The sequence below is a fragment of the Nocardia sp. NBC_01009 genome (genome assembly GCF_045208035.1).
GTDB lineage: Bacteria > Actinomycetota > Actinomycetes > Mycobacteriales > Mycobacteriaceae > Nocardia.
Genome location: NZ_CP108695.1, coordinates 4633217 through 4658653 on the forward strand (window position 1 = coordinate 4633217; position 25437 = coordinate 4658653).

Genomic DNA, 25437 nt, shown 5'->3' on the forward strand with positions numbered 1-25437 from the left:
CAATTCTGAGGAGATGACTGTGATCGGCAGAGACGACGTCGGCACCATCGACGATCTGCACGCCTCGGCGACCAAGGTCGTCGGGCTGGACGACTTCGGCGACGACGGCTACCGCGAAGGACTTCAGGTACTGCTCGAGTCCTACGCCAAGGACGCGGAGCTGACCCCTTTCGGCAACAAGGTGAATCGCGCATTCCTGCGCGGCGCACTGATCGCGCGACTGCTCAGTGAATCCGCGTGGCAGCGGTTTCCCGAGCACGCCGAGGTGGCGATCGAACGGCCCATCTTCGTGACCGGGTTGCCGCGCTCGGGCACTACGGCCGTGCACCGGTTGCTCAACGCCGACCCGGCGCACCAAGGTCTGGAAATGTGGTTGACCGAGATGCCGCAGCCGCGGCCGCCGCGCGAGACGTGGGCGGACAACCCGGTCTACCAGCGGATCGAGGCTGCGTTCGAGAAACATCACGTGGAGCACCCGGAATTCATGGGTGTGCATCATATTTCGGCCGACCAGGTGGAGGAATGCTGGCAGTTGCTGCGGCAGTCGGCGATGTCGGTGTCCTACGAATGCCTGGGCTATCTGCCCGGCTACTCCGAATGGCTGCGCGCACAGGATTGGACCGACGCCTACCGCAGGCACCGGCGCAACCTGCAGCTGATCGGCCTGCGGGATGCCGGCCGCCGATGGGTGTTGAAGAATCCCAGCCATCTGTTCGCGCTGGATGCGATCTTCGCGACGTACCCGGATGCGCTCGTCATCCAGATGCATCGGGATCCGCGCACCATTATCGGATCGGTGTGCAGCCTCAACGAGCAGGCCTCGGCCGGGTGGTCGGACAAGTTCCACGGACCCGTCGTCGGCGCAACGCAGTTGGACCTGTGGGCCAGGGGAGCGGACCGGTTCCTCGCCGACCGCAAGCACCACGATGCTGCACAGTTCTGCGACGTGTACTACGACGATTTCGTCGCGGATCCGATCGGCACCGTCGGCTCGATCTACCAGCGCTTCGGTCTGTCATTGAGTGCGGAGGCCGAATCGGCGATGGCGGCGCTGCATTCGGAGAGCACATCGGGCGCTGCACGTCCGGCACACCGCTACACGCTGGCGGATTTCGGGCTGACCGCCGATCAGGTCGACGCTCGTTTCGCCGACTATCGCAACGAGCACTTTCCCGGCAGGTAAGCGAATCGGTGGGTCGGATGCTGTCCCGCCCCACCGAGATTCGTGCGCCGGTGGGCCGGAACTCTGGCCGTGGACCACGGCCCGGCGCCGCGCACTCATAGCGAGCAGACCGGACCCGTGAACTATCGACTCACGGCTGCCCGGGTTTGAGCACGATGAACAGGCCGCGTGCCTCGGCGCAGAGCCGGTCGCCGTCGTGCAGGGTGGCGCGCACGAAAACCTTGCGGCCTTCCATGCGTTCGGCCCAGGCACGGACCGTCAATTCGGTGTTGAGCGGGGTGATGGATCGGTAGTCCACGGTGAGGGAGGCGGTTCTGGTCACCGCTCCCGCGTGCACCGCCGCGGCCATGCCGAGCAGATCGTCGAAACCGATGGCTATCTGCCCGCCGTGCGCGGCATTGTTGCCGCCGAGGTGGAAGGTGCGAAAGGTGACGCGGGCGTCGACACCGCTCGCGTCGGCGTGGTCGATCATGAAAGGCGGAAGTGTGATGTTTCCGCGGGCAGGCAGATCGAACCGGGTCCAGACCGGCGTGGACCACTCGTCCACGATGGCCGCGTCCAGTTTGTCGTTGAGTTGCTTGAGGACGCCGATCGTCTCCAACGCCAGCTCGTCGGAGGGGCTGGCCAGCCGCACTCGATCCATCAGGCTGCGCACCTGCTCGATGAATTCGCCGTAGTGTGGTCCGCCTCGAGTAATGTCGGCGTCCTGCTCATCGTGTACGTTGATCAGCTCGGACATCGGCCGGAACCCGCCCTCGTGATGCTCTTGATCGGGTAGCGAGTCGCCGGCCTGCTGTTCGTTCATGAGAACACGTTATCGGTTGCCGGCGGAATGCTCGCCCGGCGGGGTCAGCGGTGCGGCTATCGTCGGGGTGCGACGGTCCCGCCGATTCCGGGGCATGCAATTCGAGTGTTTCGGCTCGCCGGTTACGATGCTCCTCCATCAGGTCTTCCGAAGAACCCGAACAACGTCGGTGGGCGACTTTTTTTCGATCGGCACCCACCGGCGCGGCTGGCGAAAGGCTTTGTCCCGATGCGTATTACGGCAGTTGTATTCGATATGGACGGCGTACTGATCGATTCCGAGCCGGTGTGGGAACAGGTGCGCCGCGAGTATGTCGCCGAGAAGGGCGGCCGCTGGCTACCGGATACGCAGCAGCGCTTGATGGGTATGAGCACGGGGGAGTGGTCGGACTATCTCAGTGGCGAACTCGGCGTCGGTGAATCGCCCGAGAAGGTGGCCGACGATGTGATCGAGCGGATGGTGGTCCACTACGACAGGGCGGTGCCGTTGCTGCCCGGCGCGGTCGCCGCGGTGCAGCGGATGAGTGAGCAGTGGCCGCTCGGTGTGGCGAGTTCTTCGCCACGCAGCCTCATCGACACCGTGCTGGGCCGCACGGGATTGATCGAATTCTTCAATGTCACGTTCTCGACCGAGGAAGTGGATCGGGGCAAGCCCGCACCGGATGTGTATGTAGCCGTTGCGGGCTTTCTGCGTCAGAAGTCGACCGAGTGTGCCGCCGTGGAGGATTCGAGCAACGGACTGCGCGCGGCCCATGCGGCGGGCATGCGGGTGATCGCGGCGCCGCGGCCCGAGTATCCGCCTGCGCCGGATGCGCTCGCGTTGGCTGCGCACGTCATCGGCGGGCTCGACGAGCTGACCCTGGAGCTGATTTCCGGGTAGGGCCTGGCCTCGCGCCGGTCGTTCCCCCCGGGTGCGTCAGCGCCGGTATGAGGTCAGCAGCGTGCGAGCCGCGGTGGCGAGGTCGGTGTCGAGCCAGTCGGGCAGCTCGCGGGAGTGGGCATGGCGGCGCAGCGCGGCATAGGGGAGATCGACGACGGCGCGGCTGACGGCGTCGATCTCCCGGTCTCCGTCCGCGCCGAGGAGGTCGCGGGCCAGGCGCCGCAGGTGCTCGAATAATGGCGCGTTCATCCGGTCGAGGCGGCCGCGGAACTCCGCGTCGGGTCCGCCGTCGAGCAGGTCGCTCGGGCGCAGGTTGAGCAGAAGCTTTGCGTCGTCGGGCAATTCGCGACCGAACCGAACGGCTGCCACCGCCATCGCCACCCCCGCCTCGACCGGGTCCCGGTTGCCCGCACCCGCCATGACGCGTTCCTGAAAGCGCGTAAGCGCGCGCAACCACGCCTCGGTGAGGACGCCGTTGCGGTTGCCGAAGCGGTGGTACAGCGTGCCGACGGGCGCGCCGCTCGCCGCGGCGATCGCCGCGACACTGGCCGCGCGGGGGCCGTCGGCGAGCACGAGGGTGCGTGCTGCGTCGAGGATCACATCGGTGTCGTGCTTGCGGGGTGGCGCCATCTACTAGTACGTTCCTTCTATATGGAGCGATTGCCCTACATTGATGAGCATGCCAGATCGATCGACGCGAATCGGGATCGGGCCTGGAAAGCGTTGCTGAAAGTCATGTGCAAGGACCCGGACGACCCGTCTCATCCGCCGACGGGATTCCGGCTCGACTCGGCCGACGCGCCCGCACGGTTGGCGTTGTCGGGCAGGCATTGGTTCGCGCGCTACGCGCTGATCTTCGAACTCGACGAAGAGGGGCCGAGCCGGACTCGGATCCGGGCGCAGTCATGGGGCGAGTTCCCCGGCCTGCACGGCAAGATCTACCGAGCGCTGGTGATCGGGAGCGGCGGTCACCAGGTGGTCGTGCGCCGGTTGCTGCGCCAGATAGCGGCCGCGGCATGATCCCCGGGCTGGTCTGGGGTGCGACCGAGGCCGAGCGTGAGCAACCCTTGCCGTGCGACGAGCTGGAATCCGGTGGGGTGCAAGCGGACCGGGCCATCAGCATCGACGCATCACCACAGGTGGTCTACGCCTGGCTGTGTCAGCTGCGCATTGCGCCCTACAGCTACGACCTGCTCGACCACTTCGGCCGCCGCAGCCCCCGCCGCCGCGACCCCGAGCTCACCGAACTCGAAGTGGGGCAACGTTTCATGTCCCAGTTCGATATGGTGTCCTTCGTCCTCGGCAGGCATATCACGCTGGTCAGCGGAAAGATATGCGTCACCTACGCGGTGCGGCCAGAGGGAAGCGGAACCCGCCTTGTGGTTCGGATGCGCTGCGGCGCACTACGGATCGTCGCGCGAGCACTGGCGCTCGGTGATCTGTTGATGATGCGCAAGCAGTTGCTGACATTGAAGGAACTGGCCGAGGCCGAACAGCGCGCTCTCGCTTGATGTGCGGGTATCGGGCGGTGTCGGGTTCACGATCGAGCGCACCTTCGCGCTCCGCCGCGTGATCCCTGACTCCGAGCCGGACGTCGTTCCCGGCGGTGCGCCCCTGTTGGTCGTGGCGAAGCGCGCCGAGGTGTACCGCTCGGTCGGCGCGTTCCTCGCTTCCGAGGCCGCGGACCTGGTAGTCCGATCCGTGAAACGTACGCAACCGAGATTACCTTGGAGAGCCGACCGGCAGTCGCCACCGTGGCGGGCTGCCGGGTTGAAAGGCAGACAGCAGAAACTCATCATGGATCGCGCTGCCCGAGCGGCACTGCTGCGCCGCTGGGACGAGCAGGCTCTCGCCTCAGGAATCGGGTGATGTCAGCGCAAGCGGTAGATCGCGAGAGCGGGTGGTGCGAGTACTTGCGTATGCGGCGAGTGTGAACATGGCCGTGAGTGCTAACCATCGCGTGGCGACGGCGCCCACTGTTGACAACAGATAGCCCGCCCCGAGCGCGCCGAGCGCGACCGCGCCGTTGCAGAACAGTGCCATCGTCGCGACCGCGCGACCTAACGTCTGTTCGGGGATCACATCGAGCCGGGATATCGTCAACGCGACGTTGCTGACGACCCCCACGCCGCCGATACCACACCAACACGCAGCCAGCACAAAGGGATTGGCGCTGAACGCCATTGGAACGAGCAGCGCCGTCCATGCCCAGAGCGCGCCCCGATAGACATTCCGGGGAGGGAAGCGAGTGGTGAGCCGTGATGCCGCGGCGGCGCCGAGTACTCCGCCGACGCCCGCGGCGCCGAGCACCACGCCGACGGTCCACGCGGGACCGTCGCCGTTCTTCAGTTCCACCAGTGTCAGCAGCAAGACGAGCTGAATGACGATATTCGACAGTCCGATCATTGCCGTCGACATCCGTAGGAAAGGTTCGGTCCATACGACACGGAAGCCGTCGGTGATGGTGCGCCGGACCGAATGACGCTCGGACTCGGCGACTTTCGGCGGTGCTGGCGAGTCCGGACGGATCAGCAACAGTGCGACGAGACAGTAAAGATACGACACGGCGTCGGCGATGAACGGCAGCCAGCGGGCCACGCCGTAGACCGCCGCACCTGATGCTCGTCCGACCAGGATGGCGATCGGTTGCTCGGCCTCGAGGAACGAGAACGCGGCGGGTCGCTGTGCGTGCGGCACCACGTCGCGGATCGCGCCCAGCTCACTGACGCCGACGAAGACGTAGACACTGCCCTCGATGAACGCTGTGACACCGACTATCAGCGCCAGGCTCGGGAGCTGGGCAGCGACCGCTCCGGCAGCCAGGCAGGCCGCGATCAACCCGGTGATCTGGCATATCACCAGGGTCCGGATCCGGTTGGAATAGTCCGCGACGATGCCGGCCGCGATCTGGAAGATCAGACTCGGCAGGCTCAACGCGAAACCGACCCATCCCGCCGCGGCGGGCGAACCGGTCACCGCGAGAACCAGCATGGGGTAGGCGATTCGGACGCCGTGGAATCCCACCAGCGATGTCGCGTTTCCGGACCACAGCAGCAGGAAGTTCCGGTTGGTGTGGATTCCCGATCTACCCATGAGTGCGCGGATACCTCGACAACCACCGCACCAGATCGACGATCTCGACACCTTCGGCATCCGCCAGCAGTACCTGGCACAGGTGGGCGGCGACCTCGGCCCTGTCATCGAGAACGCTGAAGTCATCGTCCGGGTGGAGCTTCGGCAACGCCAGCGCCAAGCCTGCCCACAACTGTGGCCGGAGCGGGTCGATGTGCAACTCCTCGGTGTACAGCGCGACCGCCGCAGCCAGGTCACCCGCCAGATAGGCCCGGTCGCCGCGCGGCTGCTCGGGGATCGACAGAGCTTCGGCCGCGGCGTGGTCCAGCAGCTTCAGCTGCGCTGGAAGGTGCAGGCGGCGATGGTCGTTCGGCACGGCCGTCTGGTCCACATGATCCGCCGGCGGCAGGCACTCGGGCCGTGGCGCCTGCGCGATCCAGCACGCGGCCAGCTCGGCGATGCCGCCGATATCCGGTGTCAGGTTCCGCACCTGCCAGAACGTCCGATGCGCTATCGCCACCTCGGACGCGGCGACCCTGACCGCCGTGGGCACGTCCTCCTCGCCCCAGGGGCGCATTTCAGCACTGAGCGCGTTCAGGAAATGCGAACCCGCCTCGGTGAGCAGGCTCGACGTCGATGCCTGCGCCACAGCACCTTCCACCTGCAGACGCCACAATTCGAAATCGACGTTCGCCTGCATCGATCGGTGACAGTCGGCGTGACGATGGATTCGCCAGAAGTCGGTGACGCCGAAGAACGCGTAGATCCCGTGCAGCAGGCCCATGATCGGACGCGGGTCGTCGCGCCACGGCGCGTAGAAGCGGCACACCGGATCGGGATCGAACAGCACGATCTGATCGGTCAGCAGCGTGAACTTCGTGTGCTGGACCTCATGGATCAGCGTGAGCGCCAGCTGGCATGGGTCCGCGGGGGCCGTGGTGTAGACGCAGCCGACTCCGTTGAATGCGGTGTGGCTCGTGCTCGCCGCGAGTGGTTGTGCGCTCAGCGGCGCCAAAGACTGCAGGCAACTGCGCATCGGCACGAGGTACCCGTCGAAATCGCGGCGCAGTAGCTCCCAGGCCGCCGCGAAATCCTGTTGCCACGTGCGGGTTTGGGTGGTCGTGAGCCGGGATGGCTGCTGACCGTCCAGCAAGTATCGGAACGGGTCCAGGTCGTCCAGGAACACCTCCCGTTCCGCATCCGCCCCCCGCAATCGCCGCAGCGGCAGCCAGGCGGGATCGGACTCGTCATCCCGGGACGGGACGAGAACTGTGCTGGTGCCCCGGGTGAAGCGCAGTGCGCCGTCCCGTGTCCAGTGCAGTTCGCAGTGCCCGTTGTCCCCGGCAGGGCCGAGCTCGGCCCTGCCGATCCCGGGCAACATCACCACGCCGTTGCGCACTACGACGTTGATGGAACCCTCGGGTAGACAGGTGATGTTGCCTGCCGCGGCGAGCCAGCCCAGGTAGCCACAGTCGGCCCACAGTGGGGTCGGCGCGTCGTCGGGCTCGGCATGAAGGCGCTGCAGGACCTGGGCGAGCCACGGGCCGACGTGCGGGTACGACAACAACGTCACGACCTCGGCCGGATGGGTTCGTTGCAGTTCGGCCAGCGTCTGGTATGCAAGGGAAAGTCCTGCGGCGTCGGCAATTTCGGGGCGCGACGTGGTTTCGGCGATGAGTGTGCGCAGCAGGATCAGCCGCATCAGTAGCGCGCCTTCGCTCAGCGTCGCGATGGCCGCCTCGGTTCCGTGGCCGGAACTTAAACTGGCCGTGACATCGGAGATCCCGATGACTGTCGTTGGCATGTGGGTGTCCCGTCGCTAGGTGTTGATGGCAGAGTCGATGTCCGCACGGACACGAGATTCGATGTGGTAGATCAACTTCTTCAGGTCGGCGCAATACACCGAGGGGTTGCGCGATCCGTCACACTCGCGATGCCGATGCGCGTAGTGACCTCCGCCGCGGTGTCCAACGGGCAGGCGCGACACGTATCGCTCAGTGCGGCAATCCCTAATGCGAGATCGACAGCGGGCAGCGCGAATCGGTGCGCGTGCTCGCCGATCATCCGGCAGGCGTCGTCGAAAACCTGATGGCTCATCGTCTTCGGTTACTCACGCCAACTCTGGTCGGCCATCTCGTAGATATAGCAGCAGTCACAAGCCGAATTGCACCTACTGTGAATCTTGACGAGGAACTCGACGAAGGGCAGCGGCTACCAGCCGCCGCGACATAATTTGTCGACATCCAATCCCGCCGCGGGCAAAGAAGGTTGCTCCCGGAAATGTCCTATCGATACAGGCGACGGCGCCACCCCTTGCTCTCTCTACCTGTGTGAACGACCACGAGCAGCACTGCGCCAGGCCACTCGTGGCCAATTGCTATATGGCCGGACTACTTACCGGGGTTGATGAACGAGTTGAATCTCCCGCGGACTTTATCGGCATGGACGAGATGACGCTCGACCGCGGCACGCAGAGCGGGCCCGAGTTGGCCATCAACTGCGCCGCACCTGTCCGGCAAGTTCGGCAAGATTTCCCACGTGACACCTCCCTCTTTCACTCCCATTTACGGATAGTGAAATTGCCGATCGCACAGTAGAATAATCGACCGACAACTCCGCCTACAGTTGTGGGCGACTGTATTCGCCGGACGGCATGTCGTCGACCCGGCTGGCTGAAGTCTATTGTAAGACAACAGGATTCCTGGCAGCCGCAACTCCCATGGTTGAGAATTGGAAGTTCCCGAGAGGGCATCAGCGGGCGCGGGCGCCGCAGCGGGCGCCTGTGGCGCTGGCGGATTAGTGACCTGCCGGCCCACCCTGCAAATCTGAGCTCGATGTCGAACCTCGCACTCGCCCACCACCGTGAACAGCCTTTGCATAAGTGCGAGTTATCCTTACCAGCAACGGGAACAGCCTTTGCGTAAGTGCGAGTTATCCTTCCCGGCAACGGGAACGGACGTGAGCGATCGCACGTTTCGTGCGATTAGGATCACTCTCGGGGCGACAACCGGTCACCCATTGGTAGATATCCCGTTTCGCTTGTCGGCATTGTCGAGCCGATCAATTCTTGCAACGCCTGGCAATTTGCCGCGCCGGTACGGGAATACAGAAAAGGAGGTCCCGCAAATGGGAAGACTCGATGAACTCGCCGCACTCAACACGGAAGAGCTGGCCACCCACTGCACTCCGGCCATGCGAGCCGCCCTCGAGCGCTACGCCAACGGTTCGCAGGACAGGGCCCCCGGCGGGTTCAAGTCGTTCATCAACCCCACCAAGTGATCACGCGGCCACGGGCGACTCGGTAGCAGCGCGCCCGTGGCCGTTCCCGCAGCTCGAGGGAGCGAATATGGAGTCCGGCCCGGTGCCATTGGGCGTTCCCGTGGTGCAAACGTTCTGGCCCGCACATGGATTGGATGTCGACGGGCTGCGCCGCAGCGGCTGGGAGCCGCTGCCGTTCACGGAATTCATTGTCAAGATCCACAGCCGTTGCAACCTGGCCTGCGACTACTGCTACGTCTACGAGATGGCCGATCAGAGCTGGCGCGATCAGCCGAAGACCATGAGCCGCAGGGTTTTCGACGAGGCCCTTCGGATGATCGCCGATCATGCTCGCCGCTACCAGCTGCCCGCGGTGGATCTTGTGTTCCACGGTGGCGAACCGCTGCTGGTCGGACATCGCGATCTCGAATACTTCGCCCGGTCGGCGCGCGAATCGCTGGAGCCGATCACCGAGGTGCAGCTGGGCGTGCAGACCAATGGCATGCTGCTCGACCGGGAGTTCTTGCGCATCTGCGCGCGCTGGAATGTTCGCGTCGGAGTCAGCCTCGACGGCGACGAGAGCGGTAACGACAGGCATCGCCGGGATCGGCGGGGCGCTGGGAGCTACACGCGTGTCGCGGCCGGGATCATGCAACTGACGACGGAGGAGAACCGGCACCTGTTCGCCGGCCTGCTCTGCACCATCGATGTGGCCAACGACCCGGTGCGGACCTACGAAGCGCTGCTGGCCTTTCGACCCCCGGCGGTCGATTTTCTACTTCCGCACGGCAATTGGATGACGCCACCACCGGCGTCGACCGCCGACCACACCGCTACCCCCTACGCCGACTGGCTCATCCCGGTGTTCGATCGCTGGTTCCGGGCGCCGGAGCTGGAGACCCGGGTCAGGATCTTCGATGACATCATCGACCTGCTGCTGGGCGGCTCCGTGACATCGGAATTACTCGGGCTGGCCCCCATTCGGCTGGCCGTGATCGAAACCGACGGCACTCTGGAGCAGGTCGACGAGTTGAAGTCGGCCTTCGCGGGGGCCGCCAAGTTGCGCACGGCGAACGTGGGCAATCCGCTCGACCTCGCACTGCTGGAACCCGCGATCGTCGCTCGTCAGATCGGCGCGGACGCCCTGAGCGAAATCTGCCGGGCATGCTCTGTCCACAGCGTTTGCGGCGGCGGGCATTACGTGCACCGGTATCGCGCCGATAACGGCTTCCGCAATCCCTCCGTGTATTGCGCCGACCTGACGAAGCTGATCCACCACATCGGAGCACGGGTCCGCACCGACCTCGCCACCGCCGCCAGTCACTGACGACAGGAGTGCAACCATGTCCGCCCCGACCATCGGTATCGACGATGCAGCGGCCGAGCTGTTCACTGGTTACGGCACGGAGGCTGCCGTCGTCCGGATGACTTCGGACATGCTGACCGTACGACTCGTACTACTACGCGTGCTCATCACCGAAGTCACCGCTCACCAACCGGAAATCGACGCCGCCGCCGGCCTTTCCGATGCCTATCGGGTCCTGACCGAGCTGGAGGAGTCACATCCGGCCGCGGTCGAGGCACTGCTGGCCTACCCGCACACCGGGGTTTGGCTCGGCCGCGTGCTCCAGCGCGTGCGCAACGCCTCGGACGATCGGGAACCAACTCCGTTGTGGGCCGACTGCGGCTACCTCGGCTGGTTGGCGGCAGCCGCCGTGGTCACGAATCTGCCCAGCGGATCGATGCGGGTTGTCGTACGCAACGGCGAAGTCATGCTGCCCGGGATCGGGATGGCGCGGGTTGGATCCGCGGGCGACTACGGCCACTGCAAGCTGACCTGGGTGGATGGCGCGATACGCATTGTCACTGACGGCAGCGCCCCGATCCTGGTGGCGTCGCCGGCGGACGAGTCCGACCCGGCGTGGCTGCCGCTGCGGCGGGTGCACGGCGGGAACGGCGAACCGGAGGTCGTCCTCGATGATCTCGATCCGTTCCGCGACCTGCCCTCGGGTGCGGCACCGCGGCTCACGACCGACGAATTCGGCACTTGGCGAGAGGATTTCGCGCAGGCCTGGCACCTGCTGCGACGAGACTTCCCCGGCTATCTGACGCCGATGCGTGCCTGCCTGCGGCTACTGACGCCGCTCACCGCGCGGCCGGTGGCGGCGACTATCGGACACACCGCCTTCAGCGGGACCGGCTGTGTGTACACCACAGCCCCGAAGGACTCTTGTGAAATGGCGGTGTCGCTGATCCACGAGATCCAGCACAGCAAACTCGCCATGCTCGCCGATCAGGTGCTGATAGTGGATCCCGACCCGACGTGTCGCTTCTACGCGCCGTGGCGCGATGATCCACGGCCGATCCTCGGTCTGATGCACGGGATCTACGCCTTCTTCGGGGTGACCGACTTCTGGCGGGTACACCGGCACGCCGACTGCCACCGATCGATGCGGGCGCACATCGAATTCGAGCGCTGGCGTACACAACTGGCGACCGCGATGGTGGAGGCATCGGGTTCGGGCCTGCTGACCGAGCGTGGCGAGGAGTTCATGAGCGCGCTGACCGCAGGCGTCCGGCCGTGGGCCAACGAGGACGTGCCGACGGAGGCGCGCGACGCGGTGGCCGAGATTCTGGTAGCACATCGCACTTCTTGGCAGGTGCGCAATCGTACATCCAACGACGCCGAGCTGGCCGAGCTGGCAGGGCTGTGGGTCGCGCGAGCGGCACCTCCCGCGATACTGCCGTCGGTACGGTACGTGGATCAGGAGACGATCCCGGATCGCCACCGCGATCTGCATATTCCGGTGCGGCTGAGATTGCACGACCCGGCCGCCGCTTCGAGCGTCGCGCCCGCTGATCTGCCTCGCGGCACTCGCGCCTACCTGGCCGGCGAGCCAGCCGAGGCCGTCGAGTTGTACGCCCTGGAGCTGCGCGTCGACCCGCTGCTCCCGCAGCTCTGGGCCGGTATGGCCTTGAGCTTGCCAGAACTGTTCCCCGACAACGACTTCGGCGTTCTCAATGATCGGGCCGAGGTGGCGGCGCGCCTGTACCAGCGGCTGCTGTCCGACGGCACCGAGACCGACGTGGTCGAGCTGGTGCGGTGGTTGTCCGACCGCCCACGCACCGATATCTGAAACCAGGAATCGAGAGCACACAATGGAACCGACATCGGTGGCACTGGGGCTGCCCGCAGTGCGGAAGTCATGGCCCGAAACGGGACTCGACGTGGCCGCCTTGCAGCGCAACGGATTCGAGCCCCTTCCGTTTACGGAATTTCTCCTCAAGATTCACAGCCGATGCAATCTGGCGTGCGATTACTGCTACATCTACGAAATGGCCGATCAGAGTTGGCGGGAGCAGCCGAAGGCGATGCGCCGGGAGGTTTTCGACGACGCCCTCCGAATAATCGCCGATCACGTTCGCAGGTTCGGCCCTCCCGCGGTGAGTCTCGTCTTCTTCGGCGGCGAGCCGCTCATGGCGGGTCATGCCAATCTCGAGTATTTCGCATCGCACGCGCGGGCGGCGCTGGAGCCGATAACCGCTGTCACCCTCACTCTGCAGACCAACGGCGTGCTGCTCGACGACGAGTTCCTGAGGATCTGCGACGACTGGGACATCAGCATCACCGTCAGTCTCGACGGTGATGAGCACAGTCACGACCGCCATCGCCGGGACCGCCGCGGCGCCGGGAGCTACTCCCGGGTCGCTGCCGCCCTCGAGAAATTGACGGCCGGCGATCGGCGGCATCTGCTCAACGGTCTGCTCTGCGTCATCGACCTCGCAAACGACCCCTTGCAGGCCTATGAAGGATTGCTCGCGTTTCAGCCCCCGGCAGTCAATTTCGAGATTCCACTGGGCAATTGGACGTCGCCGCCCCCCGGGTTTTCCGCCGATCCCGGAGTCACTCCGTATGCGGACTGGCTGATCACGATCTTCGACCGCTGGTACGGCGCGCCGCAACTGGAAACGCGGATCCGAATGTTCGAGAACATCATGGACCTGCTGCTGGGCGGGACCGTGGAATCGGAGGTTTGGGGCCTCGGTCCTACCCGAATAGCGGTGATCGAAACCGACGGCAGTGTAGCGCAGATCGACGACTTGAAGGCGACCTTCTCGGGTGCGACCAAACTGCCTGCCGGCCAACGCAATCCGCTCGACCGGGCAATGCTGGAACCCGAGATCGTGGCACGCCAGATCGGCGTGGACGCGCTCAGTGACACCTGCCGCGCCTGCTCGATACACACCGTGTGCGGTGGTGGTCACTACGTCACTCGATACCGTGAGGGCGACGGCTTCCGAAATCCCTCGGTGTATTGCGCCGACCTGACCAAATTGATTCGCCACATCGAATCGCGAATGCGCGCCGCCGTCGCCACGGCACTCCACGGGTGACCACTGCCAGGGCGCATGGGATCCTGATCATCGTCGGAGGCTGGGTGTGAGCGCCGCGCAGGCCTTGTCGAACTCGGCGAACAGGTGTGTCGTGTCGAGTTCGGGGCCGTCGACGGAGGATGCCTCCATCGGGGTGACGGCGTTGTCGCTGGTGCCGTCCATCTGCTTCGCGACCGGTAGGTACCTGGCGTGTCCGACTAGGGCCTGTCTCGAAGTGGTGAGGGTAGGTCGGTGGCCTGCCTTCATTGGTGTCGGAGCCATTGGTTGATGACGGCGATGTGGATGGTGGCCAGGCCTCGTTCGACGGCGTTGCGGTCGCGGTAGATCGCTGGGTCGAATGCCGGTGGTCGGCCACCGGCACTGCCGCGGCGGTGGCGGTGGCCGGCCTGGTCTGCGGGGATGGGAATGGTGGCTTTGATGCCGTGGCGGCGAAGCCAATCCCGGTTGGCGCGAGCCGAATACGCCTTGTCGGCCAGCACCCGTTCCGGTCGAACTCGGGCTCGACCGCCACCGAGGCGGGGTACCTCGATCGCATCGAGCACTGTCGTGAATTGGGGGCTGTCACCGACCTGGCCGGCGGTGACCAGCACCGACAGCACCCGGCAGCCCTGCTCGGTTGCTAGATGCAGCTTGCTGGTCCATCCACCCCGGGAGCGGCCAAGGCCGTGATCGGAGGGTTCGCATTCACCCGGCCCGTGAGGCGGTTCGGCTTGCCGGCTGCCCTCGCGGCGGGCTCCGGCAGCGTGTTGATGTGCCCGCGCGTTCGTGGAGTCCACGCTCACCTGCCACACGATCTCACCGGCCGCGTTGGCCAAGACCTGCAACGATTTCAGGATCATCGCCCACACTCCGGCGCGTTGCCAGCGGCGGAACAACCCGTACACCGCCCGCCAGGACCCGTAGGCCACCGGGACATCCCGCCACGGGCAGCCGACCCGGGTCCGCCACCTGATCCCGTCGATGAGCTGCCGTTTGGTCCACATCGGCGGGCGGCCCGCCTTCTTGCCACGAGGCAGCAACGGCTCCAACTGCGCCCACTGAGCGTCGGTCAGATCCGCACGCCCCGCCACCGCTACGCTGGTCACGAGGTCTCCGGTCAGGTCTCCGGTTTTTCTTGGTCGTTAAACCAACCACCGGAGACCTCACCCACATGCCAACGCGGACAACGCCTTTCAACAACACAGCGGGGGTGGCACCGCTACGCCGGTGACACCCCCACTCTTCACTTCGAAACAGGCCCTAGGTCGGAGCCAGGGCTAGCAGACACGTCCGAAACGTAGCTATACACCAAATATGTTCGACCAAAGCATGTTTCGGGCACAAATCATCGAATACCCGTCGGCATCCTGGCACGCAGCCCAACCGACGGGTCAGCAACATCGCCGCAGACTGGTCAGGCGGTACTCCTGCGCCGCGGGGTAGGCGATTGCCGGGCGTCCGCCGCGCCGCCGGGTCCGAGGAAATCGGTGCGCATGTCGCCTATTCGAAGCGGGGACTGCACCAGCACATGCGATTGTCGCCTTGCCAGTCGCTGAATTGCCCCGATCACAACCAAGGTGCTCCGGCCGCATGTGGTGCCACCAGGGCAGCGTCGAGGGCTTGCTCTCGCAGGAACGGACCTGATGGTCCATCCACGGCTCATTGCCGCTGGTCGAAGGCAATCATGATGTTGAGCCGCACACCCCGGTATCGCGGCAAACGGAATCGCTGCCCCGTTCCATCCCAGTTCAGCTTGCGTCGCCAACGCGGCCAACATCGCCATGATCGCCGCGACATCGTCGGAAGTGCTCGATCGGGTCGCCCGACTCGCCGAGAGTCGGGCTGAGATTGCCGGGTCCGCTCTTGCCTGGCAAATCGGAATGCGGAAGGCGTTTGCAGGCAGCGGCTTTCACGCACAGGACATAGACGGCAGGAACATCGTTAGTCGTTGGTGAACGGCCAGGTTGGGGCACTGGGGCGTTCCGCGCGGGAGCAACAGATCGGCATGGCGCTCGGCATCGCGGTACTGTCCACGCTGGCCGCGTCCCGCACCGGAAACCAGCTCGCCGCAGGCGCTTCCGACGCCGCGGCCCTCACCAGCGGCTACCGTCTCGCCTTCACCATCGCCGCGGGCCTGCTGGCCGTCGCCCTGGTGGTGAGCTTCACCGTGCTGCGCCGTCCGGGTGCGGCGGCCGATACGGCTCCGGCAGGCGAGCCTCTCGCACTGGCGCTCTGACCTTCCCGCGACGGGATCGGACCGGCACCCCGGTCCGATCCCCTTTCTCGGAGAACAGATAGCGCGGGGCTACGAAGCGAGCCCTGACTTCAGAGTTCTCCGCGAGCCGTGTCCGGCATCGGCACTCACCGTGAGCAGGGTCTTTAGGATGCGTTCGTGACTGTGGTGCGTTCAATCGTGTTATTCGTCCTGGCCGCGATCGCCGAGATCGGCGGGGCTTGGCTGGTCTGGCAGGGAGTGCGTGAGCACCGCGGCTTGGCGTGGATCGGCGCCGGTATCGTCGCGTTGGGCATCTACGGGTTCGTCGCCACCTTGCAGCCCGATGCCAACTTCGGGCGCATCCTCGCCGCCTACGGCGGGGTGTTCGTCGCGGGGTCGCTGCTGTGGGGAATGGCGTTGGACGGGTTCCGGCCCGACCGCTGGGATGTCATCGGTGCGGTGACCTGCCTGGTCGGGGTCGCGCTCATCATGTACGCACCCCGTACTGCTTGATATTCGCCCGTCCCGTCATCGGGTCCGAGACTCTCCCATTCTCCGAACGCGACTGTGTGCTTCGACACCGTAAGACCGCACGCCCGGACCGCTGGATCACAATCCTGAGGTGACTGTTATTCCCTCAGCCCTGCGCGAGCTATTGCATGATCCGGTGTTCTGGGCGCGATACACCTTTGCGCACGCCGACGGCCCTGGGGCCGATCGGCTCGGCGACATCCAGGATCTGCTCGACGAGGAGGAAGAGCTCGAGGACGAGCGCGACTGGGATGACGATAGCGCGCTGAGTGTGGAGTTCGATGTCGGCGGCGGCTACCGCGTCCTGCTGAGTGTCGATACCAAGGCCGACTTCCACAGCCTGGAGATCGCCGTGCCGGACTCGCCCGATGCAGCCGAGCTCGGCTGGGACGACATGGCGCACTGGCACCCTTACGCCCTGCGCTGGCGCGAACTCGACCTGATCTGCCAGGCCATCGCAACCCTCGACCCACAACTGCCGCATCCCGGGGCGCCACTGGCGTTACTCTGCCGATTCTCCGCAGTCTTCGAGGACGACGATGTGAACCAGGCCGTCGCCGCAGTGGATGCGGCATACCGCTCGTTACGCCCGCAACAGTCGGACGGCTATTGGCCGCGCGGCGCCGACTGGCTCGCACGTGCGGACTTCCGTGGTCAAAACGTGGCATGGCAACTCGACCAGGCAGGCAACCTCTGGGCTCGCCAAGAAGACGATCATGAGAGGGACTTCTACAGCACGCGTGTGGAACCGGTAGCAGGTACGGATCAGTTTCCGTACGCCCGGCTACAAGCTCTCCTGGCCGCCGCCACCACGGCGAAAACCAGCACCACCTGATCGCGATCGCCGGTCCGATCAGCGACCGCGACATGAACTCGAACGCATCCGCCGCCTACCGATCTGTAGTACTGGTGCGGCGCTGGCGGATTCAGGCCGCTCGGACCTTGCCCAGCCACGGCATCAAAGCCACCATTCCCATCCCCGCAGACCAGACCAGGCCGGCCACCGCCACCGCCGCGGCAGTGCCGGTGGCCGACCACCGGCATTCGACCCAGCGATCTACCGCGACCGCAACGCCGTCGAACAAGGCATCAACCAGCTCAAACAACACCGGGCCGTGGCCACCAGATACGACAAACTCGCCGTCCGCTACCTGGCCACCATCCACATCGCCGTCATCAACCAATGGCTCCGACACCAATGAAGGCAGGCCACCGACCTACCCTCACCACTTCGAGACAGGCCCTAGCTCGGTTCGGCATCGGGCGCTTCGCCCGATGCCCGTTCGCACTCCGCCACTCGGTCGCGTAGGAACGCCCGCTCGGCATCATTGTCGGTCAGCGTTGCGGCGCGGGCGAACTCGGCGCGGGCCTCATGGTGTCGGCCGAGGTGCACGAGCAGGTCGCCCCGGACGGCGGGCAGCAGGTGGTAGCTGTCGAGCACACCGGCTGTGACCAATGCATCCACGAGTTCGAGTCCGGCGGCGGGGCCGTGCACCTTGCTCACTGCCACGGCCCGATTCAGTTCGACGATGGGGGATGGGAATCGTTCGGCGAGAACCGCATACAGGCCTGCGATGCGTCGCCAGTCGGTTTGCTCGGCGCTGGGCGCCATGGCGTGGACCGCGGCGATGGCCGCCTGCAGGGTGTAGCGGCCCGGCGGCCGGCCGCGGTTCCTATCGATCGCGTGGGCGCGGGCGAGCGCGGCGAAGCCGCGGCGGATCAGCAGTTGGTCCCAGCGGGATCGTTCCTGATCTGCCAGGAGGACAAGGGTTTTCGCCGGACCGATGCGAGCCCGCGAACGCGAGGCCTGCAACTCCAGCAGCGCGAGGAGACCGTGTGCTTCCGCCTCTTCCGGCATCAGCGTGGCGAGCATTCGTGCCAACCGCAGCGCGTCTTCGCACAGCTCGACGCGCAGCCAATCCTCGCCCGCCGTCGCCGAGTACCCCTCGTTGAAGATCAGATAGATGACCTCGAGCACGGAGTCGAGGCGGGCGGCCAGCTCGGCGCCGTGCGGTACCGCATACGGAACGCGGCGTGCGGCGATCGTCCGCTTGGCGCGCACGATGCGTTGGGCGACAGTCGATTCCGGGACCACGAACGCCCGCGCGATTTCCTCGGTGGTCAGGCCGCCGACCAGGCGCAGCGTCAAGGCGACGCGCGCCTGCGACGACAGCACCGGATGGCAGGCTGTGAAGATCATCCGCAGCAGGTCGTCCTCGATCGCCGGGTCCGGATCCAGCGCCACCGACAATCCCGGCTGCTCCTTCCGCTCGGTCGCGAGTTCGCGACCGAGCAGCGCGAGCTTGCGCGCGAAGGTCTGATTGCGCCGGACCAGATCGATCGCCCGATGCTTCGCGGTGAGCATGAGCCAGCCGCCCGGATTCGGCGGCACCCCGTCGCGTGGCCACTGCTCCAACGCGGCGACCAGCGCGTCCTGTGCCAGTTCCTCGGCGGCGTCGATATCGCCGACGATGCGTGTCAGTCCCGCGACCAGGCGCGGCCACTCCATCCGCCACACCGCCTCGACGGCGCGACCCGGGTGCTGTTCGGACGGCTGCTCACGACTCATCGGCGGCGAGTCCGATCAGGCAGGCTCGTCGAGCTGCCGAATTTCGACATCGACCTCCCAGTCCGGCCCGTGGGCCTCCAGGAAGCGCGACGACCACTCCACCGCTTCCGCCTTCGACTTGGCCTGCAGCAGGAAGTATCCGCCGACAACCTCTTTGGACTCGGTGAACGGTCCGTCGAGCACGGTCAGTTTGCCGCCGGACAGCGAGATCCGCGTCGCCTCGGCGATCGGGTGCAGCCCCGCGGTGTCCAGCAGCACCCCTGCCTTGGTCATGTCCTCGATCACCTTGCCGATGGCTTCCATCATCGCGTCGTCGGGCACCTCCGCGGGGGCGGTGGACCTATCGAGGCGGATCAGCATCATGTATCGCATAGCGGCATCCTTTGCTCGTCGTCGTCAGGATCGTCCGATCCTCACTCCACTGCATCGAACGGCCACGGCCGGAATCGACATCACCCGGGGAACTTTTCTACGAATCCGTCGCTGCGCTGCCCTGGGCACAGCACCGATCCTGCCACTCGCGGCGGAGCCGGGGCGTGCGGTCGGCGACTTCGGCGCAGGGTGCCGACCGTCAGCGGCTGGGCTCGGCGTCGGTCGGCGTTGCCCACGGGCCGGTGTGGTGGGCAGCGCGGGCGGTCCAGCGGCCGTGGTCGTAGGTGACCCGGACGGGGTGGTCGAAGGCGGCGGTGACGTTGTCGGTGGTGACTGTGTCGATGGCGGGGCCGCTGGCGACGGTGCGGCCGTCGGCGATGAGCAGAGCGTGGGTGGTGGTGCTCGGGAGTTCCTCGAGGTGGTGGGTGACCAGCACCGAGGCGACCTCGGGATGCGTGTCGCCGAGGGTGTCGATGGTTTCCAGCAATTGTTCGCGGGCCGCCACGTCCAAGCCGGTGGACGGCTCGTCGAACAGCAGCAAGCGCGGTTGCGCGATGAGGGCGCGGGCGATGAGTGTGCGGCCGCGTTCGCCCTGGGACAGGGTGGGCCAGGTGTCGTCGGCTTTGCCTTTGAGACCGACGGTGTCGATCATGGCGTCGGCACGGCGTAGTTCGTGAGCGGTCGGGGTCCAGCGAATCGGGGTGTCGATGGTTGCGGTGATGCCGGTCAGTACAACCTGACGGATCGTCAGCGGATACTGCAGTGGGTGGCGGGGATTGACGTGACCGATGGCATGGCGCAAGCGCGCCAGTTCGACCCGGCCGAGTTGCTCCCCGAGCACGCGGACGGTGCCGGAGGTCGGGAAGGTAACCGCGCCGCAGAAGCCGAGCAGGGTGCTCTTGCCCGCGCCGTTCGGGCCGAGCAGGGCCCAGTGCTCGCCCGCGCGCACGGTGAGCGAGATGCCGTCGATGATTTGTTTGCCCTCGCGGCGGAATGTCACGTCTGCCAGTTCGAGCACGGGTGTGCGGGTCACGTGAACGCTTCCTTCAATGTCGATAGGTGGGAGCGGCTTAATTCCGCTGCAGCCGTGGGGTTTCGGTGTGCGATCGCATCGGTGAGCCGAATGTGGGCGTCGTGGTCGGCTGGTTCGGAGGGAACCGGGCGGATCTTCAGCATGTCGATCATCGCCGTGCGCAGCCGGGGCAGGAAGGTATCGAAAAGCTGCGTGAGCACGTCATTGTGTGCGGCGAGGATCACGGTGCGGTGGAAGGCCATATCGGCGTCCACATGCTCGGGGATCGGCTTGCCGCGGGTCTCCCGCGCGGCGAGCGCACGCCGGATCGCGCGCAGATCGGCGGGGGTGCGGCGCTGCGCGGCCAGCGCGGCGGCCTCGGCCTCGATGGCGATGCGGGCCTCGATCACCGAGACGATGGTGGCGCGCCGCAGTACGACGTCCCAGTCCTCGGTGACATCGAGTGCGGTGACGAAGACGCCCGCGCCTTGGCGGCTGTCGAGTAGCCCCTTGCCCGCGAGCTCTCGGATGGCCTCACGAAGTGTCGACCGGCCGACGCCGAGTTGGGCGGCGAGGGTGGTTTCCCCTGGTAGCCGGTGACCGAGCGGCCATTCGCCGTCGCGGATGCGCGCCAGCAACAGTTCCGCGGCCTGAGCCGCCAACGGATGGCGTCGCACCTGCATAGCGGCCGGATGATCGGGGGTCCGACGGTGCGGCTCACCCGGATCTCCGTCCGCCCGTGTGCTACGAGGAGCCATCACAACCTCTCTACTTGTCTGAGGAGTTGTGTATAGTCTAGCCATCATGACGCGCACCACGCTTCTCCTTAGCCGCCACGGCGGGGCCTGAACGACCGGCCCCCCGCCGTGGGGCTTTGTCGTGGCCGGTCACTCCTTTTGTGTGACGGCCGACGGCCAGGAAGCAGACCCGAACATGAGTATCCGCGTTTTCCCCACCATTGCGACACCAGCCGGTGACGTGCCCGCCACCGCCCCGGTGTGGAATCGGCAGCGGCATTCCCAGATGCCGTCGCACCGCTATCGCACGGTCTACGATCGCGTGGATGTGCCAATCACGCACCGTGAATGGCCGAATGCGCGACTCACCCATGCGCCACTGTGGGTGCCTGTCGACCTGCGCGACGGCAACCAGGCGCTGGCCGAACCGATGGATCCGGCCCGCAAGCGGCGCTTCTTCGAACTGATGGTCGCGATGGGCTACAAGGAGATCGAGGTCGGCTATCCCTCCGCATCGCAGACCGATTTCGACTTCGTCTGGTTGATCGCGGACACCGATATCGCACCGGCGGACGTCGCGATCGTCGTATTCACCCCCGCCCGAAGAGACCTGATCGAGCGCACCGTCGAATCGGTTCGCGGCATCCGCAACGATGTGGTCGTTCACATGTACACCGCAACCGCGCCGACCTGGCGAAACATGGTGTTGGGCAAGGACCGTGACGAACTGCAGGAGTTGATCCTGGCAGGCGGACGCGACGTGCTCGAGTTCGCAGGCGACATGCCGAATGTGCGCTTCCAGTTCTCGCCCGAGGTGTTCAATCTGACCGAACCCGACTTCGTGCTCGATATCTGTGACCGCATGACGGCGTTGTGGGAGGCGACCCCACAGCGGCCGGTGGTCCTGAATCTGCCTGCGACAGTGGAGGTTGCGACTCCCAACGTGTATGCCGACCAGATCGAGTACATGCACCGGAATCTGGCGCGGCGCGACAGCGTCATCCTTTCGGTGCACCCGCACAACGACCGCGGCACCGGAATCGCCTGCGCCGAATTGGCCCTGCTGGCCGGCGCGCAACGCGTCGAAGGCTGCGTCTTCGGCAACGGCGAGCGCACCGGCAATGTCGACATCGCCACGCTGGCGTTGAATCTGCACGCCCAGGGTGTGGATCCGATGATCGACTTCTCCGATATCGATGAGATTCGGCGCACGGTCGAGCACTGCACCCGGATGTCCGTCCATGAACGGCATCCGTACGTGGGTGATCTCGTGCACACCGCGTTCTCCGGCACGCATCAGGACGCGATCAAGAAGGGGATGGCCGAGCATCGCGCGCGGGCGAACGGCGCCGGCGTCCCGGAGCGGGAACTCGAGTGGCAGGTTCCTTATCTGCCCATCGATCCGGCCGATATCGGCCGCAGCTACGACGCCGTAATCCGGGTCAATTCGCAATCCGGCAAGGGCGGCATCGCCTACCTGCTGCTCACCGAATACGGCTTGGATCTGCCCCGTCGTCTGCAGATCGACTTCGCGAGACAGGTGCAGGCGCACACCGACCACACCGGCCGGGAAGTCACCGCCGCCGAACTCTATGTCCTGTTCGAGGCGAGCTACCTCGACGCAATAGACCCGAGTCCGGTCGGCCTGAAGGAGTGGCGTACCCGCGGCGACGGTCCCGACACGAGCACCGAGTTCACCCTGACCGTCGGCGATGTCACCCACCGGACCGAACATCGCGGCACCGGCCCGGTCGAGGCTCTCACAGAGGCGCTTGCCCGCATCGGACACCGGGTCGAGGTGCTGAACCTGACCCAGCAGTCCATCGGCTCCGGTAATGACGGCACGGCCATCACCTACCTCGGGTACCGCGCCGACGGCGGAACCGAATGGTCCTGCGGAAGAAGCGCTTCCGTGCTCGAGGCGACCTTTGCGGCCGTTGTCCGCGCTGTCAATATCCTCGAGCGGCGGCGCCGGAAGTAGCGGTCGAGGGGCGGGGAAGGGCTGTCTCGACCCCGTCCGCACCTCCGAGTCCACGAGCGCACGCCCCGCAGGCTCGTCGCGAGTATGCGACATCTTGGGCAAAATGCCCGATAGCGGCGGCGCTCGTGCGAAGGTATCCAGCGTGGTGCGGCACGTGTCAGGGAACCTCCCCGCTGAGGTGACGAGCTTCGTCGGTCGGGGCGCGGAGGTTGCCGCGGCCAGGAAGCTGCTGGCCAGCACGCGGCTGCTCACGCTGACCGGGCCGGGCGGGGTGGGCAAGACGCGGCTGAGCAGGCGGGTCGGGGAGGCAGTGCGGCGCGCGTTCCCGGACGGGGTGTGGCTGGTCGAGGTGGCGCACGTCAACGACGGGGAACTGGTGGCATTCAGCGTCGCGCAGGCGCTCGGGTTGCGCGATGACACGAGGGTGCCGCTGGCCGGGTTGACGGAGTTCCTGGCCGACAAGAGCCTGCTGCTGATTCTCGACAATTGCGAGCACCTCATCGATGCGTGCGCGGAGCTGGTCGATCGGCTGATTCCGGCCACAGCCGAGGTGCGGATTCTCGCGACGAGCAGAGAGCCGCTCGGTGTCTCCGGGGAACAGGTGATGCCGGTGGCTCCGCTGCCGGTGCCCGACCTGGACGAAGGCTCCGATATGGCTGTCGAGGCCGGCTCCGTCGACAGCGAGGCGTTGCGGTTGCTCATCGAACGGGCCGCGGCGGCCAATCCGGACTTCCGGGTGACCGACGCCAATCGCGGCGCGCTCGCGGCGATCTGTCGTCGGCTGGAGGGGATCCCGCTCGCCCTGGAGCTGGCAGCGCTGCGTTTGCGAATGTTCACGCCCGACCAGGTGCTCGCGCGGCTCGACGATGCGATGCGCTTGCTCACCACCGGGCTGCGCACCGCGCCGGAACGGCAGCAAACCCTGGAAGCCGCGATTCGGTGGAGCTACGACCTGTGCACAACCGATGAGCAGCGCCTGTGGGAGCAACTCTCGGTGTTCGCCGGTGGCTTCGACCTGGAGGCCGCCGAGTCGGTGTGTCTGGTCGATCCGCAGGACGCGCTGCTGGATGCACTCACCGGATTGGTAGAGAAGTCGGTGCTCAGTCACCGGCACGACAGCGATGGCACCGGCCGGTACACCATGCTCGAGCCGCTGCGGCAATTCGCGCTGGCCCGGCTGACCGCGCACGGTGACGAGCGCGCTGTCCGGATCAGGCACTGCGACTACTACTATCGGGTCGCTCGACGCGGACGCACCGATTACTGGGGCAGCCAGGACGTCTCCTGGTTCCGTGATGTGACCCGCGAACACGCCAATATGCGTGCGGCACTGCAATTCTCGTTGGCCGACCGGGACGGCGCGCATCGGGGGCTGCAGATCGCCACCGAACTGCGACCGTTCTGGGAGCACTACCGGTTCCTGCTCGAGGGCTATCGCTGGCTGCGCGATGCGCTGGACAAGGACTTGGAACACACCACCGACCGGGCTCGGGCACTGGCGGCGGCGTCGGTCATCGCCGCCATGCTCTCGGACACCGCCGAGGCGACGCGGTTCGTCGACGAATGCGTCGAGATCGGCACGGAATTGGATGCGGTCGAGGTGCTGGTAGAGGCCACGCTGCTCTCGGCGCTGCTGGCGTTCACCGATGCCGATCCGCGCCGTGCTCTCGACATCGCGGAATCGGCCGCGGATCGGGCCCGCGAATGCGCGCATCATGGTGCGGAGATGGAAAGTCTCGCGTTCGCCTATGTCTGCGCGCTGGTGCTCGAAGATGCCCGCGCCGGTGCCATCGCGGAGCGCTTTCTCGCCGAGACCGCCGAGCACGGTTCGCACCTACTCGGTGGCCTCGGGTACTGGGCGGTGGGGACGGATCAATGGCGTAAAGGCAACCAGGACAAGGCGATCGGTGCGCTGCGCCGTGCAGTCGAGCTGTTCCGGCTCTTCGACCGATGCGTGTGGACCGCATCGGGCTTCGACGGACTGGCCTGGGTCGCCGCCGCCGACGGTGATCGGATCCGCGCGGCCAGACTGATGGGCGCGGCGTCGACGGTGCGGTACGGCAGCACCCAGCGGCTCGCGCATGCGATGACCCAGGCGGTCGGGGACAAAGTCCGGCAGCAAGTGCGTATCGCGATGGGGGACAAGGAGTTCCGTACCGCCTTCGACGCGGGCGCCGCGCTCGGGCTGGACGAAGCCATCGACTACGCGTTGGGCACCGAGACCAAACCGGCCGCCGCGCCGACGAAAGCCGTTGCCGCCGACGTGCTCACCCGACGGGAGCGGGATGTGGCGCAATTGATCGCCGCAGGTTATAGCAACAAGGGGATCGCGAGTGAGCTCGTTATCTCGATCCGCACCGCCGAGAGCCACGTCGACCATATTCTCACCAAGCTCGGGTTCACCTCCCGAACGCAGATCGCGGGCTGGGTCAGCCAGAATCCGAAGTGA

The 25437-nt window shown here is 66.0% G+C and carries 25 protein-coding genes; 13 read left to right on the plus strand and 12 right to left on the minus strand.

Annotated features, from left to right (window positions below; all coding sequences use genetic code 11):
- Positions 1-13: 13 nt before the first annotated feature.
- Positions 14-1183 (plus strand): sulfotransferase family protein, encoded by a 1170-nt coding sequence (locus OHA42_RS20715; protein WP_406229540.1) that lies wholly within the window; start codon positions 14-16, stop codon positions 1181-1183.
- A gap of 130 nt (positions 1184-1313) precedes the next feature.
- Here the strand turns inward: OHA42_RS20715 and OHA42_RS20720 are convergent, their stop codons facing one another.
- A complete protein-coding gene (locus OHA42_RS20720; protein WP_406229541.1) occupies positions 1314-1988 on the minus strand; it encodes a PaaI family thioesterase in 675 nt (224 codons plus the stop codon).
- Positions 1989-2216: 228 nt separating this feature from the next.
- On the opposite strand from OHA42_RS20720, the gene OHA42_RS20725 reads away from it, so the two are divergent.
- A complete protein-coding gene (locus OHA42_RS20725; RefSeq protein WP_406229542.1) occupies positions 2217-2867 on the plus strand; it encodes an HAD family hydrolase in 651 nt (216 codons plus the stop codon).
- Positions 2868-2903: 36 nt separating this feature from the next.
- Here OHA42_RS20725 and OHA42_RS20730 read toward each other — a convergent pair whose 3' ends face one another.
- A complete protein-coding gene (locus OHA42_RS20730) occupies positions 2904-3497 on the minus strand; it encodes a TetR family transcriptional regulator (protein WP_406229543.1) in 594 nt (197 codons plus the stop codon).
- A 21-nt stretch (positions 3498-3518) separates the two neighbouring features.
- Between OHA42_RS20730 and OHA42_RS20735 the strand changes: the two genes are divergently transcribed.
- Together OHA42_RS20735 and OHA42_RS20740 are read left to right on the plus strand one after the other, a co-directional pair.
- On the plus strand, positions 3519-3887 hold the full coding sequence (locus OHA42_RS20735; protein WP_406229544.1) for a hypothetical protein: 369 nt from the start codon (positions 3519-3521) through the stop codon (positions 3885-3887).
- Positions 3884-4378, plus strand: coding sequence for a hypothetical protein (locus tag OHA42_RS20740; RefSeq protein WP_406229545.1), 495 nt, complete (start codon positions 3884-3886; stop codon positions 4376-4378). Before OHA42_RS20735 ends, OHA42_RS20740 begins: the two co-directional genes overlap by 4 nt.
- Before the next feature lie 343 nt (positions 4379-4721).
- Here the strand turns inward: OHA42_RS20740 and OHA42_RS20745 are convergent, their stop codons facing one another.
- From OHA42_RS20745 to OHA42_RS20755, 3 genes are all read right to left on the minus strand, one after another.
- A complete protein-coding gene (locus OHA42_RS20745) occupies positions 4722-5960 on the minus strand; it encodes an MFS transporter (RefSeq protein WP_406229546.1) in 1239 nt (412 codons plus the stop codon).
- Positions 5953-7743 carry an HEXXH motif domain-containing protein gene (locus OHA42_RS20750; RefSeq protein ID WP_406229547.1) on the minus strand — a complete coding sequence of 597 codons (1791 nt, stop codon included), beginning with the start codon at positions 7741-7743 and terminating at the stop codon, positions 5953-5955. Before OHA42_RS20750 ends, OHA42_RS20745 begins: the two co-directional genes overlap by 8 nt.
- 80 nt (positions 7744-7823) lie before the next feature.
- A complete protein-coding gene (locus tag OHA42_RS20755; RefSeq protein WP_406229548.1) occupies positions 7824-8036 on the minus strand; it encodes a hypothetical protein in 213 nt (70 codons plus the stop codon).
- A gap of 1029 nt (positions 8037-9065) precedes the next feature.
- Between OHA42_RS20755 and OHA42_RS20760 the strand changes: the two genes are divergently transcribed.
- The 4 genes from OHA42_RS20760 (at position 9066) to OHA42_RS20775 (ending at position 13592) form a co-directional block, all read left to right on the plus strand.
- Positions 9066-9218 carry a hypothetical protein gene (locus tag OHA42_RS20760; protein WP_406229549.1) on the plus strand — a complete coding sequence of 51 codons (153 nt, stop codon included), beginning with the start codon at positions 9066-9068 and terminating at the stop codon, positions 9216-9218.
- A gap of 67 nt (positions 9219-9285) precedes the next feature.
- Positions 9286-10524, plus strand: coding sequence for an FxsB family cyclophane-forming radical SAM/SPASM peptide maturase (locus OHA42_RS20765; protein WP_406229550.1), 1239 nt, complete (start codon positions 9286-9288; stop codon positions 10522-10524).
- A gap of 16 nt (positions 10525-10540) precedes the next feature.
- Positions 10541-12334, plus strand: a complete 1794-nt coding sequence (locus tag OHA42_RS20770) for an HEXXH motif domain-containing protein (protein WP_406229551.1) — start codon at positions 10541-10543, stop codon at positions 12332-12334.
- Between the two features lie 22 nt (positions 12335-12356).
- Positions 12357-13592, plus strand: a complete 1236-nt coding sequence (locus tag OHA42_RS20775; RefSeq protein WP_406229552.1) for an FxsB family cyclophane-forming radical SAM/SPASM peptide maturase — start codon at positions 12357-12359, stop codon at positions 13590-13592.
- A gap of 27 nt (positions 13593-13619) precedes the next feature.
- On the opposite strand, the gene OHA42_RS20780 is transcribed toward OHA42_RS20775, so the two are convergent.
- Both OHA42_RS20780 and OHA42_RS20785 read right to left on the minus strand, forming a co-directional pair.
- Complete coding sequence (locus tag OHA42_RS20780) at positions 13620-13754, minus strand: hypothetical protein (protein WP_406229553.1); 135 nt, start codon at positions 13752-13754, stop codon at positions 13620-13622.
- Positions 13755-13834: 80 nt separating this feature from the next.
- Positions 13835-14677 (minus strand): IS5 family transposase, encoded by an 843-nt coding sequence (locus tag OHA42_RS20785; RefSeq protein WP_406229554.1) that lies wholly within the window; start codon positions 14675-14677, stop codon positions 13835-13837.
- A gap of 842 nt (positions 14678-15519) precedes the next feature.
- On the opposite strand from OHA42_RS20785, the gene OHA42_RS20790 reads away from it, so the two are divergent.
- The 3 genes from OHA42_RS20790 (at position 15520) to OHA42_RS20800 (ending at position 17152) form a co-directional block, all read left to right on the plus strand.
- On the plus strand, positions 15520-15807 hold the full coding sequence (locus tag OHA42_RS20790; RefSeq protein ID WP_406229555.1) for a hypothetical protein: 288 nt from the start codon (positions 15520-15522) through the stop codon (positions 15805-15807).
- A gap of 156 nt (positions 15808-15963) precedes the next feature.
- The gene (locus OHA42_RS20795; RefSeq protein ID WP_406229556.1) at positions 15964-16299 is read left to right on the plus strand and encodes a YnfA family protein; all 336 of its coding nucleotides are present in this window, start codon (positions 15964-15966) and stop codon (positions 16297-16299) included.
- Positions 16300-16408: 109 nt separating this feature from the next.
- Complete coding sequence (locus OHA42_RS20800; protein WP_406229557.1) at positions 16409-17152, plus strand: hypothetical protein; 744 nt, start codon at positions 16409-16411, stop codon at positions 17150-17152.
- Positions 17153-17243: 91 nt separating this feature from the next.
- Here the strand turns inward: OHA42_RS20800 and OHA42_RS20805 are convergent, their stop codons facing one another.
- From OHA42_RS20805 to OHA42_RS20825, 5 genes are all read right to left on the minus strand, one after another.
- A complete protein-coding gene (locus OHA42_RS20805) occupies positions 17244-17513 on the minus strand; it encodes a hypothetical protein (RefSeq protein WP_406229558.1) in 270 nt (89 codons plus the stop codon).
- A 47-nt stretch (positions 17514-17560) separates the two neighbouring features.
- A complete protein-coding gene (locus tag OHA42_RS20810) occupies positions 17561-18886 on the minus strand; it encodes an RNA polymerase sigma factor (RefSeq protein WP_406229559.1) in 1326 nt (441 codons plus the stop codon).
- 15 nt (positions 18887-18901) lie between these two features.
- A complete protein-coding gene (locus OHA42_RS20815; RefSeq protein ID WP_406229560.1) occupies positions 18902-19258 on the minus strand; it encodes a YciI family protein in 357 nt (118 codons plus the stop codon).
- Positions 19259-19457: 199 nt separating this feature from the next.
- Positions 19458-20291 carry an ABC transporter ATP-binding protein gene (locus OHA42_RS20820; protein WP_406229561.1) on the minus strand — a complete coding sequence of 278 codons (834 nt, stop codon included), beginning with the start codon at positions 20289-20291 and terminating at the stop codon, positions 19458-19460.
- Entirely contained in the window at positions 20288-20953 is a 666-nt protein-coding gene (locus OHA42_RS20825; protein WP_406229562.1) for a FadR/GntR family transcriptional regulator, read from the minus strand. The genes OHA42_RS20820 and OHA42_RS20825 overlap by 4 nt, the downstream gene beginning before the upstream one ends.
- Positions 20954-21203: 250 nt before the next feature.
- Here OHA42_RS20825 and OHA42_RS20830 point away from each other — a divergent pair, with 250 nt between their 5' ends.
- Both OHA42_RS20830 and OHA42_RS20835 read left to right on the plus strand, forming a co-directional pair.
- A complete protein-coding gene (locus tag OHA42_RS20830) occupies positions 21204-22988 on the plus strand; it encodes a 2-isopropylmalate synthase (protein WP_406229563.1) in 1785 nt (594 codons plus the stop codon).
- 103 nt (positions 22989-23091) lie between these two features.
- The gene (locus OHA42_RS20835; RefSeq protein ID WP_406229564.1) at positions 23092-25437 is read left to right on the plus strand and encodes a LuxR C-terminal-related transcriptional regulator; all 2346 of its coding nucleotides are present in this window, start codon (positions 23092-23094) and stop codon (positions 25435-25437) included.

What these genes read in the sequence shown, in the direction of transcription:
- OHA42_RS20780 (WP_406229553.1), bottom strand. Translation starts at nt 13,754, where the DNA reads ATGGACGGCACCAGCGACAACGCCGTCACCCCGATGGAGGCATCCTCC.
- OHA42_RS20810 (WP_406229559.1), bottom strand. Translation starts at nt 18,886, where the DNA reads ATGAGTCGTGAGCAGCCGTCCGAACAGCACCCGGGTCGCGCCGTCGAG.
- OHA42_RS20815 (WP_406229560.1), bottom strand. Translation starts at nt 19,258, where the DNA reads ATGCGATACATGATGCTGATCCGCCTCGATAGGTCCACCGCCCCCGCG.
- OHA42_RS20735 (WP_406229544.1), top strand. Translation starts at nt 3,519, where the DNA reads ATGGAGCGATTGCCCTACATTGATGAGCATGCCAGATCGATCGACGCG.
- OHA42_RS20745 (WP_406229546.1), bottom strand. Translation starts at nt 5,960, where the DNA reads ATGGGTAGATCGGGAATCCACACCAACCGGAACTTCCTGCTGCTGTGG.
- OHA42_RS20825 (WP_406229562.1), bottom strand. Translation starts at nt 20,953, where the DNA reads ATGCAGGTGCGACGCCATCCGTTGGCGGCTCAGGCCGCGGAACTGTTG.
- OHA42_RS20755 (WP_406229548.1), bottom strand. Translation starts at nt 8,036, where the DNA reads ATGAGCCATCAGGTTTTCGACGACGCCTGCCGGATGATCGGCGAGCAC.
- OHA42_RS20775 (WP_406229552.1), top strand. Translation starts at nt 12,357, where the DNA reads ATGGAACCGACATCGGTGGCACTGGGGCTGCCCGCAGTGCGGAAGTCA.
- OHA42_RS20765 (WP_406229550.1), top strand. Translation starts at nt 9,286, where the DNA reads ATGGAGTCCGGCCCGGTGCCATTGGGCGTTCCCGTGGTGCAAACGTTC.
- OHA42_RS20730 (WP_406229543.1), bottom strand. Translation starts at nt 3,497, where the DNA reads ATGGCGCCACCCCGCAAGCACGACACCGATGTGATCCTCGACGCAGCA.
- OHA42_RS20770 (WP_406229551.1), top strand. Translation starts at nt 10,541, where the DNA reads ATGTCCGCCCCGACCATCGGTATCGACGATGCAGCGGCCGAGCTGTTC.
- OHA42_RS20760 (WP_406229549.1), top strand. Translation starts at nt 9,066, where the DNA reads ATGGGAAGACTCGATGAACTCGCCGCACTCAACACGGAAGAGCTGGCC.
- OHA42_RS20715 (WP_406229540.1), top strand. Translation starts at nt 14, where the DNA reads ATGACTGTGATCGGCAGAGACGACGTCGGCACCATCGACGATCTGCAC.
- OHA42_RS20830 (WP_406229563.1), top strand. Translation starts at nt 21,204, where the DNA reads ATGAGTATCCGCGTTTTCCCCACCATTGCGACACCAGCCGGTGACGTG.
- OHA42_RS20750 (WP_406229547.1), bottom strand. Translation starts at nt 7,743, where the DNA reads ATGCCAACGACAGTCATCGGGATCTCCGATGTCACGGCCAGTTTAAGT.
- OHA42_RS20740 (WP_406229545.1), top strand. Translation starts at nt 3,884, where the DNA reads ATGATCCCCGGGCTGGTCTGGGGTGCGACCGAGGCCGAGCGTGAGCAA.
- OHA42_RS20725 (WP_406229542.1), top strand. Translation starts at nt 2,217, where the DNA reads ATGCGTATTACGGCAGTTGTATTCGATATGGACGGCGTACTGATCGAT.
- OHA42_RS20720 (WP_406229541.1), bottom strand. Translation starts at nt 1,988, where the DNA reads ATGAACGAACAGCAGGCCGGCGACTCGCTACCCGATCAAGAGCATCAC.
- OHA42_RS20835 (WP_406229564.1), top strand. Translation starts at nt 23,092, where the DNA reads ATGCCCGATAGCGGCGGCGCTCGTGCGAAGGTATCCAGCGTGGTGCGG.